The organism is Asticcacaulis currens, assembly GCF_028550395.1.
In the GTDB taxonomy this organism is placed as follows: domain Bacteria; phylum Pseudomonadota; class Alphaproteobacteria; order Caulobacterales; family Caulobacteraceae; genus Asticcacaulis; species Asticcacaulis currens.
Map to the genome: position 1 here is coordinate 526,717 of NZ_JAQQKW010000001.1, position 15,946 is coordinate 542,662.

A 15,946-nucleotide genomic window follows, 5' to 3' on the forward strand; every position below is an offset into this window, starting at 1 on the left:
CCTTTGATAGGCTGAGTTTCGAGTGAGGGGTTATTTCTTTTTGGGGTCGAACGGTTTAGCCCCGCCCAGCCCCGGAAGGGAATTGCCGAGACCCGGCAGGCCGGGCAGGCCACCAGGTATATTGGGCAGCTTGCCGGCGCCCAGCTGCTTCAGGCGCTCGAAATCGGCGCCCATATTGTCGCCGATAGCGCCGGGATTGTTGTCGAGCTTTTTGCCCATCTGCTGCATCTGGGCCATGTTGGGCATGTTGCCCAGCCCCAGCATCTTGGCCATATTGCCCATGCCCTTTCCGCCGTTGCGAGCCATCATCTTGAAGACATCGGCCATTTGCCGGTGCTGTTTCAGAAGCCGGTTGATTTCCGCGACATCGACCCCGGCCCCGGCGGCGATACGGCGCTTGCGCGACGCGTTGAGCAAGTCTGGCTTCTTGCGCTCCAGCTTGGTCATGGAAGAGATGATGGCGATCTGACGGTCAAACATCTTGTCCGAGATGTTCATCTCGTCCATCTGCTTCTTGACCTTCTGCACACCGGGAAGCAGGCCCATAATGCCGGTCATGCCGCCCATGCGCTTCATCTGGCCGAGCTGATCGGCGAGGTCGTTCAGGTCAAACTGCCCCTTGGACAGCTTCTTGGCCATCTGCTCGGCCTTAGCCGCGTCCAGCTCCTGTGCCGCCTTTTCGACCAGCGCCACCACGTCGCCCTGACCCAGAATGCGGCCGGCGATCCGGCGGGCGTCAAAGACATCCAGTGCATCGACCTTTTCACCCGAACCGGTGAACTTGATCGGCAGTCCGGTGACGGCGCGCATGCTAAGCATCGCCCCGCCGCGTCCATCGCCGTCCACGCGGGTCAGGATCAGCCCGGTCAGCGGCAGACGGGCATGGAAGGCTTCGGCGGTGCGCACCGCGTCCTGACCGGTCAGCGAGTCGGCTACCAGGAAGGTTTCGATCGGGTTCGAAATGGTGGCGATCTCGGCGGCCTCGGCCATCAGAGCTTCGTCCAGCGTCGTGCGACCGGCGGTATCGAGGATCAGGACGTCATAGCCCTGAAGTTTGGCCGATTGCAGGGCGCGACGGGTGATTTCCACCGCGCTCTGGCCGGCAATAATCGGCAGCACATCAACGCCAACCTGTTCGCCCAGCAGCTTCAACTGCTCCATAGCGGCGGGGCGACGGGTATCAAGCGAGGCCATCATGACCTTCTTGCGCTCGAACTTCGACAGGCGCAGCGCCAGCTTGGCCGAGGTGGTGGTCTTACCCGACCCTTGCAGACCGGCCATCAAGATGACGGCGGGCGGCACGGCCGCGAGATCGATGGGGGTCGGCTCCTCGCCGCCTAACATGTCGATCAGGCCGTCATAGACGATTTTCACTACCTGATCGGCGGGCTTGACGGCCTTGATAATGGCTTCCCCGGCGGCCAGCTCGCGCGCCTTGGTCATGAACTGACGCACCACCGGCAGAGCAACGTCGGCGTCGAGCAAGGCAACGCGGACTTCGCGCAGGGCTTCGTCAACGTCCTTTTCCGAAAGGACGCCGCGGCCACCCAGACGGTCGAACAGACCGGATAAGCGCTCGTTCAGCGAGTCGAACATGCTTCTATTGCCCTATAAATCAATATCGGGACCTGGCTTTTTGCAAAACAAAAAGACCCCGAGAACGCAACGCGTCGTCGGGGAGCCTCCGGTCCCCGTCCGATAGCGATGATCGGGGTCGTGACCTGAGAGGTTTGGTGTGCAAAAGGCGTAGGTCGCCTGAATGTTGCGTTCCTATGACCGCTCAGCCCTTAAGAGTCAAGCCACCTGTTGAAATCATGGGCTTTCAGTGCCTCCAGCGACCACCGCTGATTCAGCCGTGCAGGCGTGGCGCGGGCCGCCGCCATTTTTGAACCGCGAGCGACGGGGTCGGCCACCAGATCCTGCAAAATCCCGGCGGCGGTATCGAGGTCGGGCTCGGCCCACACCTGTGCCGGGTCATGCCGCAGAGCGCTATAGGGTCCATCCGGATCGTGCAGCTGCACCACGCGCGCCGTTACAGGATAGCCGTTGTCGGGAGCGAGAAAATCATTACCGGTGCCCTCAGTGGCGACCACAGCGACACCGGCATTCATCGCCTCCAGAAGGCCGAGGCCGAACCCTTCGGCGCGGTGCAGGGACAGGAAGATATCGACCGAGGCCATCAGCCGGTCCATGTCTTCGTCGCTCAGTCGTTCGGACAACAGGCGAACATCCGGACGGTTAGCGATCCGTTCGCTTAGTCTGGTCTGTGTGGCGCTATCCAGAGACGAGGCTTTCAGCGTCAGGGCCGCCGCTGGCGAGGGGATTGGAAAGGCCTTCAGCCATGCCTCAATCGAAGCCCACGGGTTTTTGCGCGCCGGCGACGAATTGACGTCGAACAGGCTCAACACCTCGCAGCGGTCCGGGCTGAGACCAAACCGTGCGCGGTCGGGTGAAGGGGGGGGCGCCATCAGGGGGTGCGGCATTACACGCAACCGCCCGCACAGATCGTCCAGTCCCTGCGCCCGCAAGCCCGCCGCCAGCGCTTCGGCCACATAGGCACTGGGCGTCCACAGTTCATGCAACCACCGCACCATGCGCGCCCACAAAGGCGGTGCCAGCGGGGTTTCCCACGCCCAGTAGCCGATGCGGTAACGGTGACGCCATTGTTCCGGTCTGTGAGTCATCAGAGCGACCAGGAGTTCCGGGGCATTGGCGTGGATTAGCCAAACACCACCTTCTCCGGGCAAAACGGCTTTCTGGTCAGGAATATGCCGGAAACAGGGTCGCAAATCGTGGCGTCCCACAGCGTAACCGGCACTTTCCAGTGCGTCCGCAGTCATTCGTCCGGCCCGGCCTACTCCCAGACTTTCGTTGAAAAAACCGGATACGATCAGCGGTCCCTGACGCAGATCATCGCTTTTGGGCCAGCGCACCTGGCGCGGGGCGGCGATGGCTTCGAGTCCGCCATGGATCAGTGGCAGGCGGTATTTGAGCGGCAGGCGGCGCAACAGAGACATGCGCCCTGCTTACCTTATGACGACTAATCCTTAAAGCCCAAGCCAGCGACGGCGTTGTTGCCAGTAGGATTCAAACTGATCGGCGAGGCTCTGGTCAGCAAAGTTCACCACCTTGACCATGCCGGTTTCCTTGGTGTCGGAATGGATCGAAATGGAGTCGGCGTCCTGCAACGAAGCCGCTTCGACAAATTTGAAAAAGGCACCGAAGAAGGCATCCTGTTCCGAAGCGCTGGCTATATCGAATTGCAGGCTGACCACGACGAAATTCCCTCTTCACAACACCGCAGATAAAATAGTCAGGCCTTATGACTGGCCTGTATGAAAATATGTGCGCTGCACAATGAGCAAATGAAAGCCCAAAACGCCGGTGGAGTCAAATAAGACAAAGGTAAAAACTTGACGTGTGGCGTCAAGGTGTCATTTACCGCAGGCCTGTGCCAATATGGCCCACAAGGGAAATGGCGGCCCACTTCCCTTGTGAGGCGAAAACTCACGTCTCCGTGAACGGATTATTCGCCGGGATTTATTCCGCGGCCTGGGCCTTACTGCCCGATTGCAGCAGTTTTTTGATGTTGCGAGCCGCTTGTCGGATGCGGTGTTCGTTTTCGACCAGTCCGATACGTACATAGCCTTCGCCGTATTCACCGAAGCCGAGGCCCGGGGCGACGGCGACATGGGCTTCTTCGATGAGCAGCTTGGCAAATTCAATCGACCCCAAGTGCTCGAACTTCGGCGGTATCTTGGCCCAGGCGAACATGGAGGCCGGGGGTGGCGGGATGTCCCATCCGGCGCGTTTCATGGATTCGACCAGAACGTCGCGGCGCGACTTATAGGTGTTGCGGATCTCTTCCACATTGTCCTGCGGGCCGTTGAGCGCGGCGGCGGCCGCCACCTGCATCGGCGTGAAACCGCCGTAATCGAGATAGGACTTCACCCGCGCTAAAGCGGCACAGATTTCCGAATTGCCAACTACCATACCCACGCGCCAGCCCGCCATAGCGTAGGTTTTGGAAAGGGAGTTGATCTCGACAGAGCGCTTGATGGCGCCTTCGACCTGAAGAATAGAGGGCGGCGGGTTGTTCTCGAAGTAGATTTCCGAATAGGCGATATCTGACAGCACTATCAGGTCGTGCTTTTCGGCGATGCGTATGACTTCCTTGTAGAAATCCAGATCGACCCACTGCGCCGTCGGGTTCGACGGATAGGAAACGATCAGCACCGAGGGCGTCGGCACGGAGTGCTTTACCGCGCGCTCAATACCCGACAGATACTGCTCCGGCGACAGGGCAGGGACGTGGCGGATGACACCACCGGCCATCAGGAAGCCGAAGGCGTGAATCGGATAGGCCGGATTGGGGCAGATGACCGTATCGCCGGGGCCGGTAATGGCCATGGCGAGGTTGGCAAAGCCTTCCTTGGAGCCAAGCGTCGCCACGACCTCGGTATCGGGATTGAGCTTCACGCCATAGCGGCGCTCATAATAGCCCGCCATAGCCTTACGCAGGCCCTGTACGCCCTTGGACACTGAATAGCCGTGCGTCTTGGGTTTTTTGACCGTCTCGACCAGCTTTTCCACAATATGCGGCGCAGTATCCATGTCGGGATTGCCCATGCCGAAGTCGATCACATCGGTGCCGGCGGCGCGCAGACGGGCCTTCACCTTGTTGACTTCTTCGAAGACATAAGGCGGCAGACGCCGGATACGGTAAAAATCGCGCATGATTGCACCTGAGAAGAGAACGTGACCTGACGCGGTCTGAGGGGGTGAAAGACAAAAAGCCCGCAAGGTCGCATTGGACCTGCGGGCCAGACCATATGACTCATCAAACCTCGATTGTCATCCCATAAACGGCGTCTTTTTCGGAAATTTTTGCGCTCCGTGGAAAATAATTTTGCAAATACCCTATTAAGCTGATCCCTGGAGGGGCGCTATGCCGACAAAAAGATCAAGCTGGCGGTGGGGTTTAGGGGCCAGTTTTGGCATTGGTGCCATGATGGCAGTTGTTGGCTTCTGGTTTGAACCGCGCAGCTTGGTGGTGTCGGAATTCGAGGTAATCACATCTGGCTGGCCACAGGACACAGCCCCTCTGCGTGTGGCCGTGCTGTCTGATATCCACGTGGATGCGGTTCATATGCCGCCTGAGCGGGTACGTCGCATTGCCGAACAGGTTCGCGCTCTGAGACCGGATGTCATTCTGCTCGCCGGAGACTATGTCGGCGGTTACGGGTTAGAGGCCGGTCTTCCGGGTGCGGCGCGTTCACGGAGAAGTACGCAAGACAATGACTTGCATGAAGACGGTCTGCGGGCGCTGGATGATTTGAACGCGCCGCTGGGCGTTTATGCGGTGATGGGCAATCACGACTGCTGGTGGGATTGCCGGCGAGTGCGAGAGATCCTGGCCGATACGCGGATACATGTTCTGGAAAATCAGGCGGCGCGGGTCGTCCGGCCCGGCGGTAACGTGTGGATAGCTGGTATCGAAGATGGTCAGACGCAAAGACCGGATTTTCAAACGGCCACAAAGACGGTTCCGCAAGGGGCCGCCTCCATTGCGCTTGTCCATAATCCCGAGCTGTTTGACTGGGAGTCCAATGGGTTGCCGCTACAAATATCCGGGCATAGTCACGCAGGTCAGGTGCGTTTCCCCCTCATCGGTGCACCGGTACGTGTCACCCGACATACCGAGGACACGGTGGATGGCTGGACTTCAGCGGGTGAGCGCTTGCTGATCGTGACACGTGGGTTAGGGGAATCGGGTTTGCCCGTGCGTTTTGGCGCACCCCCTCAGATCATGTTGCTTACTATTAAGCCCGGGCGACACTCGATGGTGAAGCCCGTGGCGACATATGCGCCTGAGACGAGGCGGTGAGATAGTCAGTAAAACCTCTGGCGGTTTTCGCCCCATTCGGCAGGGGTCTGGCCCCATATATCGACGGGCACATCCGTAAAGGGTGGCGGCAATTGACCCGGACCTCGGTTGGATGACCCCAGAGCCTGTGCCACGCGCTGAGAGCCGAGATTGTCGGGCGCGATGGTGTGGATCACATCGTCCCAGCCCAGAACCTCGAACACATAGTCGATGCAGGCAGCCGCCGCTTCGGTGGCGTAGCCCTTGCCCTGTGCCGAAGACAACAGGCCCCAGCCGACCTCGCGGGCGGGCCACTGATAGGGATAGAGTGGCCCGATGCGACCGACCCAGTCGCCCGTCGCCTTTTCCAGCACGCTGAACATATGAAAGCCGTCGAGCGCCCACGCCCCCGCAATGGCGCGCGTCACCCGCCAGGTTACGGCATCCGGCGTGACCCCGCCCAGATGTGTCATGACCTTTTCATCGGACTGAAAGGCGCAAAAGGCCGCAAAGTCCTCGGCGACGGGCGGGCGCAGGATCAGGCGCGGGGTTTCCAGCGTTGGGCCGAGAGAGGAGGTGGTGGGTAAAAGAGCCATAGTCCCCGGTTAGCCTCAGAGTTCGGCCCTTGCCAGTGACAAATCGGTTATCCGGCGCGACGGCAGGTGGTCATAGCCATGCCCAGCCGCCCGTACCTGGCTTCCGTCCCTGTCTGCCAGAACTCATACCCGCCTCCGGCATAGCGGCTGCCCGTTGTGCCGTCGGCGCGGGTGAGAAGGACCTGACCCGCATCGGAGTCGAGCAAGACCATCGGTTTGTAGGTATTGATGTGAAGAAGGTTCAGACGGGTGTCATCGGCGCAGACCCATACATCTGGTCCCTGACTGATGCCATCGGGCGTTCGGGCGGCGGCATAGGACACGCGCAGATCATGGATGCGCTCGACATAGGCGGCTTTCAGACACTCCACAGGGCTGCCTGCACCGGCACAGGCATTGCGTCGCTCAAGCCAGTCGCGTTGCAGACCTTTCAACGTGTCCCCGGGCTTTTCGCTTCCCGCGCGGGCATAAAGGCGCGCCATTTCGCGGTCGAGCACCGCCAGATCGGGGTCGGCACAGATCGTCGCCTCTATGCCCGCCTTTGATCGGGCGCAATCGAAGCTGGCCGGACTTATCGAGGGCTTTGCCGATCTGTTGGCATTCGAATCGGCGCGCTCATTGGGTGGCACTTCGGCCAGCGCTGCGGCAGTCGAACGGGCCACAGCCTGAGCCGGCATGGTATCATCACGGACCACGTTTTCGGATTCTGTCCGCTGGCACCCGACAATCCCCAGACAGACAAGCGATACGACGATCCAGCGCATGACGGCCTCCTTCTGTTGCCAGACTAGCCTTGTGGACATAAAAAACCGCTCCGTTTCCACGGAGCGGTTTTCAAGGATGGCCGTTGCGCGAGGTTTAGGCCAGCGACGGGTCGATCGCCTTACAGGCTTCGATCAGGCCCTTCACGCTGTCCACCGACTTCGCAAACATGGCCTTTTCTTCGTCGTTCGTGGTGAACTCGATGACCTTTTCTGCGCCGTCCTTACCGATCAGCACCGGCACGCCGACATAGAGGTCGTTCAGGCCGTACTGACCCGTCAGATAGGCGGCGCAAGGCAGGACGCGCTTCTTGTCCTTCAGGTAGGAGGTGGCCATGGCGATGGCCGATTCCGCCGGAGCGTAGAAGGCCGAGCCGGTCTTCAGCAGGGCCACGATTTCGCCACCACCACCACGGGTGCGCTTCACGATGGCGTCCAGCTCATCCTGCGACAGGAAGCCCGCCTTCACGGCGTCCGGCAGGGGCAGGCCACCAACGGTCGAGTGACGCACCATCGGGACCATGTCGTCACCGTGGCCGCCCAGCGTCCAGGCGTGGATGTCTTCGACCGAGATGCCGGTCTTTTCGGCGAGGAAGTAGGCAAAGCGCGCCGAGTCGAGCACACCCGCCATGCCGATGACCTTCGAGGTCGGCAGACCGGAGAACTTTTGCAGCGCCCAAACCATGGCGTCGAGCGGGTTGGTGATGCAGATAACGAAGGCATTGGGGGCGTATTGCTTGATGCCTTCGCCAACGGCCTTCATGACCTTCAGGTTGATGCCCAAGAGGTCGTCGCGGCTCATGCCCGGCTTGCGCGGCACCCCTGCGGTGACGATGCAGACGTCGGCGCCGGCGATATCGGCATAGTCGTTAGCGCCCTTAAGGGCCACGTCCTTGCCGAACACGGCCGAGGCTTCGGCGATGTCCAGAGCCTTGCCCTGGGGCACACCTTCGGTGATGTCGAACAGGACGACATCGCCCAGTTCCTCACGCGCGGCGATGTGGGCCAGCGTGCCCCCGATCATACCCGAACCGATCAAAGCAATTTTGGCGCGTGCCATATGCATTCCCTTTTCCATCTGAACCCGCAGGGGGTGACAAAGATTAACGGCCCTCTAAACCCGTTAACGAGGCTTCGCAAGACCATGCGCTGCAACATTATGAAATGTGATGCGCAAATCCCGCACGGGCTATACAAAGGAGGCCTTAATATTTTGCCTCATCCGCCTGCGAAAGACCGACCAATGGCTGAGTTTACTGTTGATCCGCGCATCGAAGCCGCCTCCGTGTGGATTGGTGAGCTGAGCCTGTGTCAGGTGCGTTTGCAAAAGGATGCGCGCTTCGCGTGGCTGGTGCTCCTGCCGCGGCGAGCAGGCCTCACGGAACTGACTGAACTGAGCGAGGCCGAACACGCCGAATTGCGCCGCGATCTGCATATGGCCGAACAGATGGTGCGCCGCGCGGCGGATGTGATGGGTCAGCCGGTCACCAAGCTCAATATCGCCAATCTCGGCAATATTGTCTCGCAACTGCATATTCACGTCATCGCCCGCCACCCGCAGGACGTGGCCTGGCCCGGCCCGGTCTGGGGCCATGGCACGCCGGAAGCCTTTGCTCCGGCCAGGAAGGCAGAGGTGGTAGAGGCGCTGAAATCCCTTATTGCGCCTGCATGACCACCGGGGTGGCCGCGCCTTCCGGGTCGATCATCTGACCACGCCAGCGGCCATCGGGTTCGCGGCGCAGGTCGAGACGATAACGCCCTCTGGCCGAGCCTGACTGATAGTCGAGCGTCAGGCGGTCATCGGTTTGCATCGCGCTTTCGATCAGGCCAGAGCGGTTAAGCCCTACGCCCCCTTGCAATGAGCGCCACGCCCCATCTACCTGAGTGCCACCACCGCGCAGGGCCAGCGACACCAGCTTGTCACCCGTCAGCGACGACACCAGCCAGTTGCCTTCCAGATCGCCCGCCCGGCTTTGACGGGCCAGAAGCCCGGAACGGATACTGGAATCGTAGCGCATCTCTGCCCCGGTCTTTTGCCCCTCATAGTCGCGCGCATAGGCATCGACTGTCACCGAAGCGAGGCTGCGCGGTGTCGCGGCTGTGTCCACCGGCTGACGCGCTGTGGGTGGCACGGTCAGGGTGGGCGCATCGGCCGTCGCCGGAGGCGGGGAAACCGGCAGAGCGGTTGAAGCAATCACCTCAGCCGCCTTATCTGGCGTCGGCGGACTCACGGTCAGGGGTTCGATACTCCGGGGTTCGCTGGTCTGGGCGGTCAGGGCCGCTGTGAGGTCAGCCTTGGGGGCGGGAGCGGTTTCCGGCTTCACCGTCGCCTGATAAGGCAGCGGGGCGGCGGGCAGATCAAGCTTTTCGGCCACCTTCGGGGCGGGTTTTGCGGGCTCTGGTTTTGCGACTTCGGTGGGCGTGGAAATCGCGGCCTTGTGCGGAGCAGGTGTGCCCTCCACCTTTATGGCCGCGCCGAACAGGTCATTGACGGCCTTGTCAGCGTCGGTGGTCAGGCCGCCACTCGCTGCGGCATGACCCGCAGCGGTCTGCGGCTTCGGCGCGTCGGCCGTGGCCTCGACCACCGGTTTATCAGCGGGCCTGGCCGCAGGTTTGGCCAGGGGCTTCGACTGGGCCGTCAGGCCGCTGCTCTTGCGGCTATTGTACTTTTCCGCCTTGTTCGGGATCACATAGGGCGTGCCCCTGTTCGAAGCGGTCGCGATGACCTTTTCGTCGTCACCTTCTGCGTCTGTTGCATCGCGCGCCGCCTTGCCGGTCTTTTTGGACCCCTTGGCGGTCTCGGCCTTTTTTGACGCTGCCACGGCGGCCTTGCTCGTCTTCGATTTGTCGCCCTTGGGGGTTTCGCCCTTTTTGGGTTTTCTGTCGCTGGCCTCAGCGGATTTGGATTTTAAGCCCGACTTCTTTTTAACGGGGACGTCGTCGCTGTCCGCATCTGGCTTGGCGGTCGCCGCACTCCCCTTCTTGCCCTTTGAAGTGGGGTCGGCCCTGGTGCTCTTGTTGCTGGCTTTGGACGTTCCCGAGGCCTTTTCGGCAGACTTGGTACTTTTTGATGTCGTTTTCGCTTCAGCCTTCTCTTTCGGCCCGCCTTTTTCCGCGCGGGCGGCTTCGTCAACCCGGGCATTCACGCGGGCGGTCGCGGCGGCCGTTCCGGCATGGGCCGTGGCCAGCGGAAGGGTCAGAGCCGACGACAGGAGCAAGGCCTTGAGAAGGGTATGGCGCATAGGCAAACGGATCACGCTGATAATCACCTGAACTACACTCTGTTACGCTGGGGTGGCGAAAGCCTGTTCGCCTCAAAGGCGAAAATTATCCCCCCTGTTTCTAAATCTAACCGACCAACCGAGGCCGAAATGCGGCAATTTGTCACGATGGCGCTTTTGTGAAGCCCCGCCGATATCGCTATCACGTCTCTTTCTTTTGGGTCATGCGAGCCTTGTTCGTGTCAGAAATGCCTTCGCGGGCGCAAAAAACACCCCCCTGACCATGCGCTATGTTGACACAGGGGCGTCAGGGTCTAAAAAGCCCCCGAAGACGCGGAAACTTAACCTTTTCCGTGCATCCACAAGTGGGGCCTGCGCGTACAAGCCTCGCATTGCACACACCGGGTATAACAGGGCCACGCAAGCACATGTCAAAGCCTCGCTCCACCGAAGCGGCCTATCGACCGCTCTCTCCGCACCTTCAGGTGTGGAAATTCCACATCACCATGTTCACCTCGATCCTGCACCGGGCGACCGGCATCGCCTCGGTCGTCGGCGCAGTCATGGTCGCGGCTTGGCTGCTTGCCATCGGTTTAACGGCGTCGGGCTACTGCCCTGAGGCCTACACCCTCTTCCTGTCGTTTGCCGCCTCGCCGGTTGGCCTGTTTGTGTGGTTCGGCCTGACGCTCGCCGGATTTATCCACCTGACCGGCGGCCTTCGTCACCTGATTTGGGACATGGGGTTGGGCTTTAAGATTTCGTCGGCCAATGCGCTGGCCTGGTGGTCGCTGCTGGGTGGCATTGCGCTGACCCTGGCCTTCTGGGCCGTTTTGTTCGCTACGGGTAAGGTGGTGCTCTGATGGTCGACTCCTATCTGAAACAACGTTCGCCGAAAGAGTGGAAGACGTCCGAAAAGCACGGCGCCGGGGAGTGGCTCGCCGAACGATGGACGTCTGTTGCCCTGTTCTTCCTCACCTTGTGGGCCGCGTGGAGCGCCTTCGGTCTGGCGAGTCAAGGTTATGAGGCGGCGCTTGCCTTTGTAAAAGTGCCGCTCAATGCCGGGCTTCTGGCGGCGACCTTCGTGATCACCATGTGGCACACCTACATGGGCCTGAACGCCAACGTTCTGGACTACTTCCCGAACTCACGCGCGCTGCGCCTTCTCAACCTCCTCTTCTGTCTGGCTGTTCTCGCTTTGGCGTTGGGCGGCATCTATTTGGCTTTTAAGGCGTAACCCATGACCTACAAGATCATTGAACACGAATATGACGTGGTGGTCGTAGGGGCCGGTGGCGCAGGCCTTCGCGCTGCTCTGGGCTGCGGTCAATCGGGCCTGAAGACGGCCTGTATCACCAAGGTTTTCCCAACTCGTTCGCACACTGTCGCTGCACAAGGGGGCGTCGCTGCGTCGCTCGGAAATATGGGCGAGGACAAATGGCAGTGGCACATGTACGACACCGTCAAGGGGTCGGACTGGCTTGGCGATCAGGACGCCATCGAATACCTAGTGCGCAATGCGCCGGACGCGGTCTACGAGCTGGAACACTGGGGCGTGCCCTTCTCGCGCACCGAAGACGGCAAGATCTATCAGCGTCCGTTCGGCGGGATGACCAAGAATTTCGGTGAAGGGCCGGTGCAGCGCACCTGCGCGGCTGCCGACCGGACCGGTCATGCCATGCTGCATACGCTTTACGGTCAGTCACTGAAAGAAGAGGTCGAATTCTTCATTGAGTATTTCGCGCTCGACCTGATCATGGATGACGGCGTCTGCCGGGGTGTCACCTGCTGGAAGCTGGACGACGGCACCATCCACGTCTTCCGTGCTCACCTCGTCATTCTCGCCACGGGTGGCTATGGCCGTGCCTACTTCTCCGCCACCTCGGCCCATACCTGCACCGGTGACGGTGGCGGCATGGTGCTGCGTGCCGGCCTTCCGCTGCAAGATTTGGAGTTCGTGCAGTTCCACCCGACCGGCATCTACGGGTCTGGCTGTCTGATCACCGAAGGCGCGCGCGGCGAAGGCGGTTACCTGACCAATTCGGCGGGTGAACGCTTCATGGAACGCTACGCCCCTTCGGCCAAGGATCTCGCATCTCGCGACGTCGTTTCGCGCTCCATGACCATGGAAATCCGCGAAGGCCGCGGTGTCGGTCCGCACAAGGACCACATCTTCCTGCACCTCGACCACCTGCCGCCCGACCTGCTGCACAAGCGCCTGCCGGGCATCTCGGAATCGGCCAAAATCTTCGCCGGTGTCGATGTGACCAAGGAGCCGATCCCGGTCATCCCGACCGTCCACTACAATATGGGCGGTATCCCGACCAACTATCACGGCGAAGTCGTGACGCTGAAGGACGGCAACCCGGATGCCGTGGTGCCCGGCCTGATGGCCGTGGGCGAAGCCGCCTGCGTCTCGGTGCACGGGGCCAACCGCCTCGGCTCCAACTCGCTGATCGACCTAGTGGTGTTTGGCCGCGCGGCGGGCAAGCGTGCGCCGGAACTGGTCAAGGCCGGTACGCCGCACAAGGACATCGGCAAGTCGGCGGTCGAAGCGCATCTGTCGCGCCTCGACAAGTTCCGCAACGCCAATGGTCAGGCCCCGACCGCCGATCTGCGACTCAAAATGCAGCGCGCCATGCAGGAAGACGCTGCTGTCTTCCGCACCGGTGAGACGCTGGAACAGGGCGTGCGTCGTCTGGACGAAATCTTCAAAGCGTCCAAGGACATCGGCATCAAGGATCGCGGCATGATCTGGAATACCGATCTGCTCGAAGCCCTCGAATACGACAATCTGATCGCTCAGGCCGTCATTACCGTCAATTCGGCACTGAACCGTAAGGAATCGCGCGGCGCGCACGCCCGTGAGGATTATCCGAACCGCGACGACGAAAACTGGATGAAGCACACCCTGATGTGGCTCGACACCGAAACCGGTCAGGTCACAACGGATTACCGCCCGGTCCACACCTACACGATGACCAACGAAATCGCCTATATCGCGCCCAAGGCGCGGGTCTATTAAGGGGAGAATGGAACATGGTTGAACTGGCTCTCCCCAAGCGCTCTCAGATCAAGAACGGCAAGCGTTACAAAGCGCCGTCGGGGTCGAAGAATGTGCGCGTCTACAAGATCTATCGTTACGATCCGGATACGGGCGAAAACCCGCGCTGGGACAAGTATGAGGTTGATTCCAAGGCGCACGGGCCAATGGTGCTTGATGCCCTCATCTACATTAAGAACAGTGTCGATTCCACGCTGAGCTTCCGCCGCTCGTGCCGCGAAGGTATCTGCGGGTCGTGCGCCATGAATATCGGCGGCCGCAACACCCTGGCCTGTACCAAAGGCCATGACGAGTACAATGGTGAGATCACCATTTCGCCGCTGCCGCACATGCCGGTGGTCAAGGACCTTGTACCAGACCTGTCGGGCTTCTATGCGCAGTACGCCTCAATCGAGCCCTATCTGCAATCGACGACGCCCGATCCGGACAAGGAGCGCCTGCAAAGCCCGGCGAACCGCGACAAGCTGGATGGGCTCTATGAGTGCATCCTGTGCGCGTGCTGTTCGACCTCCTGCCCCAGCTACTGGTGGAATCAGGACAAGTATCTGGGCCCGGCGGCTCTGCTCCAGGCCTATCGCTGGATCGCTGACTCGCGCGACGATCACACTAAGAAGCGTCTGGAATCGCTGGAAGACCCTTTCAAGCTGTACCGTTGCCACACGATCATGAACTGTGCGCAGGTCTGCCCAAAGGGCCTCAACCCGGCCAAGGCCATTGCTGAAATCAAAAAGATGATGCCGGCGAAGGGCTAATCTGTTCATGGGGGAAACGACGTTTCCCCCATGTGCCCCGTCCTATATTGAAAAAATTTGCCGGCACCCTCAGAGAACTCGTCGCAAATTTCCACTTTGTCCTGAGAGCCGAAGCAAGGTCTTCGGCTTTACGCTCTTGAAATGGCCCCCAATGCCCAAGATCACCTACATCGAATCCAACGGCAAAACCCACGAGATCGAGGTCAAAACTGGCAACTCGGTCATGGAAGGGGCGATCAAGCACAATATTCCCGGCATCGACGCCGATTGCGGAGGGGCGTGTGCCTGCGCCACCTGCCACGTTTATGTCGATGCGCAGTGGTTTGACAAAACCGGTGGCCCGTCGGTGATGGAAGAGTCCATGCTCGACTTTGCGCAGGACGTCGAGCCGACCTCTCGCCTGTCGTGCCAGATCCGCGTCACCGAAGCGCTGGACGGCCTGATCGTGCGCCTGCCGGAAAGCCAGCACTAGTTTGCCTCGTCATCCTTGATCCGCTATGCGTGAGAAAAAACGCAGGCGGAACAGATGGCTATATCCATAAAACCCTGGCTCGACGCCCTCATGCCTAAACCCTTGCCGGTTTCGGGACTGGAGCGGATGCGCAGCGGTCTGGGGGCGTGTCTCGGCATCGGTTTCACCGCCCTGATCAGTCTGCTGATCGCAAGGCCCCTTGGCCTGTCGCCGTGGCTGGTAGCCCCGCTTGGGGCTTCGGCGGTGCTGGTCTTTGCGGTGCCGGCCTCGCCTTTGGCCCAACCTTGGTCGGTGATCGGCGGCAATACGGTCTCAGCGATCATCGGTCTTATTTGCGCCCGTATGATCCCCGATCCGGTGCTTGCGGCCTCTGTCGCGGTTTCCCTCGCCATCCTTTCCATGTTCGCCACGCGCAGTCTGCACCCGCCCGGCGGGGCCATGGCCTTGCTGGTCGTACTGACCCACACGACTAACCCGTGGTTCGCCCTCTTTCCGGCCTTTACCAATTCCCTGCTGCTGGTCAGCGCCGGGATCGTCTTCAACACGGTAACCAGACGCAATTATCCGCACATCGCCGCACCCGTTCCGAAGACGGCGGACAATAGTCTCAAGCGCGTCGGGGGCGAAGACATCACCGCTGCGCTGAGTCAGATGGACACCCTTATCGACATCGCCCCGGATGATCTGGAAAAGCTGCTGACCCTGTCCGAACGCCACGCTTATCAGCGTCTGATGGACCATATCCGCGCCAGAGACATCATGACGCCAGGTCCTATTCATGTGGAATTTGGCACGCCTCTGGAAGACACCTGGGCGCTGATCCAGAAACACAGGCTAAAACTGCTGCCGGTAACGGACAAAGCGGGGCGGGTCATCGGTGTGATTACCGCAGAGGATATGCTGCGTCAGGCGGGTGGCACGCCTGGCGACATGCATAAACATATCAAAGCGCTGGTCAAACGCACTGCGTCGCCGTATTCGACCAAGCCGGAGGTGGCCGGGCAACTCATGTCCGCCGATTTCAAGACTGCCGATCACGGGGCGGATGTGGCTGCCCTGGTGCCCCTGTTTGCCGATACGGGCCTTCATCATCTGCTGGTGCTGGATGACACCCGGCGACTGTGTGGGATCATCAGCGCGTCGGACCTGATGCGTGCTGTTTATCACGTCCAAAGAGGGGCGGTCTGAAAAATGCCGCAATCCGCATCAATATGAAC

At 60.6% G+C, this 15,946-nt stretch carries 16 protein-coding genes; 8 read left to right on the forward strand and 8 right to left on the reverse strand.

The annotated features are described in order from the left end of the window. Positions 1-30 precede the first annotated feature (30 nt). From ffh to PQU94_RS02250, 4 genes are all read right to left on the reverse strand, one after another. A complete protein-coding gene (gene ffh / locus PQU94_RS02235; protein WP_272739859.1) occupies positions 31-1,596 on the reverse strand; it encodes a signal recognition particle protein in 1,566 nt (521 codons plus the stop codon). A gap of 191 nt (positions 1,597-1,787) precedes the next feature. Next, positions 1,788-3,017, reverse strand: a complete 1,230-nt coding sequence (locus tag PQU94_RS02240) for a glycosyltransferase (protein WP_272739860.1) — start codon at positions 3,015-3,017, stop codon at positions 1,788-1,790. 30 nt (positions 3,018-3,047) lie between these two features. Then, positions 3,048-3,275: a hypothetical protein gene (locus PQU94_RS02245; RefSeq protein ID WP_272739861.1), complete on the reverse strand. Its 228-nt coding sequence runs from the start codon at positions 3,273-3,275 to the stop codon at positions 3,048-3,050. 265 nt (positions 3,276-3,540) lie between these two features. After that, positions 3,541-4,740 (reverse strand): LL-diaminopimelate aminotransferase, encoded by a 1,200-nt coding sequence (locus PQU94_RS02250; protein ID WP_272740054.1) that lies wholly within the window; start codon positions 4,738-4,740, stop codon positions 3,541-3,543. Positions 4,741-4,948: 208 nt separating this feature from the next. Between PQU94_RS02250 and PQU94_RS02255 the strand changes: the two genes are divergently transcribed. Then, complete coding sequence (locus PQU94_RS02255) at positions 4,949-5,887, forward strand: metallophosphoesterase (RefSeq protein ID WP_272739862.1); 939 nt, start codon at positions 4,949-4,951, stop codon at positions 5,885-5,887. 5 nt (positions 5,888-5,892) lie between these two features. Here the strand turns inward: PQU94_RS02255 and PQU94_RS02260 are convergent, their stop codons facing one another. The 3 genes from PQU94_RS02260 to mdh form a co-directional block, all read right to left on the reverse strand. Continuing rightward, complete coding sequence (locus PQU94_RS02260; protein WP_272739863.1) at positions 5,893-6,462, reverse strand: GNAT family N-acetyltransferase; 570 nt, start codon at positions 6,460-6,462, stop codon at positions 5,893-5,895. 47 nt (positions 6,463-6,509) lie between these two features. Further along, positions 6,510-7,226, reverse strand: coding sequence for a lysozyme inhibitor LprI family protein (locus PQU94_RS02265; RefSeq protein ID WP_272739864.1), 717 nt, complete (start codon positions 7,224-7,226; stop codon positions 6,510-6,512). Between the two features lie 94 nt (positions 7,227-7,320). Further along, the gene (gene mdh, locus PQU94_RS02270) at positions 7,321-8,283 is read right to left on the reverse strand and encodes a malate dehydrogenase (RefSeq protein WP_126421986.1); all 963 of its coding nucleotides are present in this window, start codon (positions 8,281-8,283) and stop codon (positions 7,321-7,323) included. A 183-nt stretch (positions 8,284-8,466) separates the two neighbouring features. Here mdh and PQU94_RS02275 point away from each other — a divergent pair, with 183 nt between their 5' ends. Continuing rightward, positions 8,467-8,895 carry an HIT domain-containing protein gene (locus PQU94_RS02275; protein WP_272739865.1) on the forward strand — a complete coding sequence of 143 codons (429 nt, stop codon included), beginning with the start codon at positions 8,467-8,469 and terminating at the stop codon, positions 8,893-8,895. Here PQU94_RS02275 and PQU94_RS02280 read toward each other — a convergent pair. Beyond that, a complete protein-coding gene (locus PQU94_RS02280) occupies positions 8,879-10,480 on the reverse strand; it encodes a hypothetical protein (protein ID WP_272739866.1) in 1,602 nt (533 codons plus the stop codon). The two genes, PQU94_RS02275 and PQU94_RS02280, sit on opposite strands and share 17 nt — an antisense overlap. Before the next feature lie 392 nt (positions 10,481-10,872). On the opposite strand from PQU94_RS02280, the gene sdhC reads away from it, so the two are divergent. The 6 genes from sdhC (at position 10,873) to PQU94_RS02310 (ending at position 15,917) form a co-directional block, all read left to right on the forward strand. Next, positions 10,873-11,304: a succinate dehydrogenase, cytochrome b556 subunit gene (gene sdhC / locus PQU94_RS02285; RefSeq protein ID WP_272739867.1), complete on the forward strand. Its 432-nt coding sequence runs from the start codon at positions 10,873-10,875 to the stop codon at positions 11,302-11,304. Then, positions 11,304-11,678, forward strand: coding sequence for a succinate dehydrogenase, hydrophobic membrane anchor protein (gene sdhD / locus PQU94_RS02290; RefSeq protein ID WP_272739868.1), 375 nt, complete (start codon positions 11,304-11,306; stop codon positions 11,676-11,678). The genes sdhC and sdhD overlap by 1 nt, the downstream gene beginning before the upstream one ends. 3 nt (positions 11,679-11,681) lie before the next feature. Continuing rightward, the gene (gene sdhA / locus PQU94_RS02295) at positions 11,682-13,466 is read left to right on the forward strand and encodes a succinate dehydrogenase flavoprotein subunit (protein WP_272739869.1); all 1,785 of its coding nucleotides are present in this window, start codon (positions 11,682-11,684) and stop codon (positions 13,464-13,466) included. 14 nt (positions 13,467-13,480) lie between these two features. Further along, positions 13,481-14,257, forward strand: a complete 777-nt coding sequence (locus PQU94_RS02300; RefSeq protein ID WP_272739870.1) for a succinate dehydrogenase iron-sulfur subunit — start codon at positions 13,481-13,483, stop codon at positions 14,255-14,257. A 151-nt stretch (positions 14,258-14,408) separates the two neighbouring features. After that, complete coding sequence (locus PQU94_RS02305) at positions 14,409-14,729, forward strand: 2Fe-2S iron-sulfur cluster-binding protein (RefSeq protein WP_272739871.1); 321 nt, start codon at positions 14,409-14,411, stop codon at positions 14,727-14,729. Positions 14,730-14,783: 54 nt separating this feature from the next. Then, complete coding sequence (locus tag PQU94_RS02310; RefSeq protein WP_272739872.1) at positions 14,784-15,917, forward strand: HPP family protein; 1,134 nt, start codon at positions 14,784-14,786, stop codon at positions 15,915-15,917. Positions 15,918-15,946: the final 29 nt, after the last annotated feature.